Origin of the sequence: Pseudolysinimonas sp. (assembly GCF_031389465.1) — a bacterium.
Taxonomy (GTDB): Bacteria; Actinomycetota; Actinomycetes; order Actinomycetales; family Microbacteriaceae; genus Pseudolysinimonas_A.
In genome coordinates this window covers 1-2,166 of sequence record NZ_JANMSQ010000001.1, presented here as the reverse complement: position 1 = coordinate 2,166, position 2,166 = coordinate 1, and the positions used below count along the sequence as shown (strand labels likewise).

Sequence of the window (2,166 nt, the reverse complement as noted above, 5' to 3'; positions counted from 1 at the left end):
CATGTCGGCGACCATCAGCCAGCGCATGGTCGATGACGCTCGGGAAGAGATCACCCGCCTCGCTGCTGGGGTGACGACGGCGGAGGAGACCCTCGGCCGGGCTTCGGCCGTCACCGCGACGGCTCGCGGAAGCCTTGACTCGCTCGACGAAGAGATCAGCGCGCAGGGCGCCCTCGTCTCGGCTCACGATCTCGAGCAGGGCAGGCTGGCCGGTGTCGTCGCCGCGGCCGAGTCCCGGCTGACCGCGACGCGCGCGGAACTCGACCGGCAGAAGGCGGCTCTCGCGCAAGCGGAGGCGCGTCGCGACACCGCGCGCGACGAACGGCTCGGCCTCGAGGGCGACCCCGACGGGGTGCGGGAAGACGATTCGCTCGCCGCCGCGGTGACGGCCGCAGAAGCGAGCGTCGAAACGCTGCGCGCCGAAGTCGAGGCTCTGCGCGAGGAACTGCACGCCTCCGAGCGCGAGCGCGACGCCCTCGCGGCACGCACCGGCGCTCTGTCGCTCGCGCTCGACCAGAAAGACGGCTCCGGCGCGATCGTCGGGGCCCGCGGGATTCGGGGCCTGGTTGCCGAGCACATCCAGGTGCGGGCGGGGTACGAGGCCGCAATCGCCGCCGCGCTCGGCTCGCTCTCCGACGCGGTGCTCGCCGACTCTCGGGATGCCGCCCTCACTGCCCTCGACGACGTGCGCGCCGCCGAGGCGGGGCGCGTGGAGATCGTGATCGCCGACGCCGAGGCGACCCCGACTCCGAAGGGACTTCCCGCCGGGGTCGAGTCGGCCGCCGCGCTCGTGACGGGGCCTGACGGCATCCGTGGGCTGCTGGCATCCGTCGTGGTCGTTGACGACCTCGCCGCCGCCCGCACGACCTGGCCCGCGGTCGCCAAGTTCGGTGGCCTCACGATGATCACCCGCGATGGTGACGTCATGACCGAGCACGTGCTGCGCGGCGGTTCCGGCGGTGGGCGCTCGACAATCGAACTCGCGGCCGAACGGGATGTCGCTCAGGCTCGGCTCACCGAGGTCACGACCGCGATCGAACGACAGCGGTTCGCGCTCACCGGCAAGCGGGAAGCCCTCGACCTCGCGCAGATCGATGCGGCGCAGGCATCCGCCGCGCTCAAAGAGTTCGACACCCGCCTCGCGGAACGCAGCGAAGCCCTCGGCCGGTCACGCGTCGCGCTCGAAGCCGCTCAGGCGGAGGGCGAGCGGATCGCCGAGTCGCTGCGCGCCCTCGGTACCGCGGTCGAGGAGGCTGAGGCCGTTCTCGACACCGCCCGCTCCGAGCGCGACTCTCACGCCGCAAACCCGCGCCCCATGCTCGACGTCTCCGCCCGCGACGGGCTTCTCGCCGAACTGGACACCGCCCGTGCGGCCGAAGTGCAGGCCCGCATCGAACTCGAGACGGCGCGCGAGCGCGTCCGGGCGCAGGGCGCGCAGGCCGACGTGTTGCAGGCGCAGCTCGAGGCCGAACGCGCGGCCGCTGAGGAAGCCGCCCGCATCGCCGTGCAACGTCAGCACCAGGTCGAGGCGGCGAAGAGTGTCATCGCCGCACTGCCGGCCGCGTTGGATGTCGCCGACCGCTCCGTCTCGCAGGCCCGGGTCGCTCTCACCGCCGCCGAAGCCGCCCGCAGCCAGCAGAACGAGGAACTCAGCGGTCTGCGCCGCACCGAGAGCACCCTGCGTGAACGCCTCGCGACGCTCAACGAAAACGTGCACGGTCTCGAGATGCAGGCCTACGAGAAGAAGCTGCACCTCTCGACGCTGCTGGAACGCGCCGCCGAAGACCTCGCCCTCGACGAAGACGTGCTCGTTGCCGAGTACGGGCCGGATGTGCTGGTGCCTTTCCCAATTCAGGAAGTTGTGGGGGAGGTGGGGGCAGAGGGTCTGGAGAGGTCACAGGATCCTCAGGACGCAACATCCGCCCCCCAGATTCCTGAAAACGGAAAGCCGTTCGTGCGGGCCGAGCAGGAGGCGCGCCTCGCGACCGCCGACCGCAAACTCGGGCAACTCGGCCGGGTCAACCCGCTCGCGCTCGAAGAGTTCGAGGCGCTCGAGCAGCGCCACCGGTTCCTCACCGAACAGCTCGCCGACCTCAGCGCCACCCGCAAGGACCTGCTGACGATCATCGGCGAGATCGACGAGAAGATGCAGGACATCTTCTCCGC

The 2,166-nt window shown here is 71.1% G+C and carries 1 pseudogene; it reads left to right on the top strand.

The annotated features are described in order from the left end of the window. Window positions 1-25: 25 nt before the first annotated feature. A pseudogene (locus RMO30_RS00005) lies at window positions 26-2,166 on the top strand (chromosome segregation protein SMC); the annotation flags it as partial.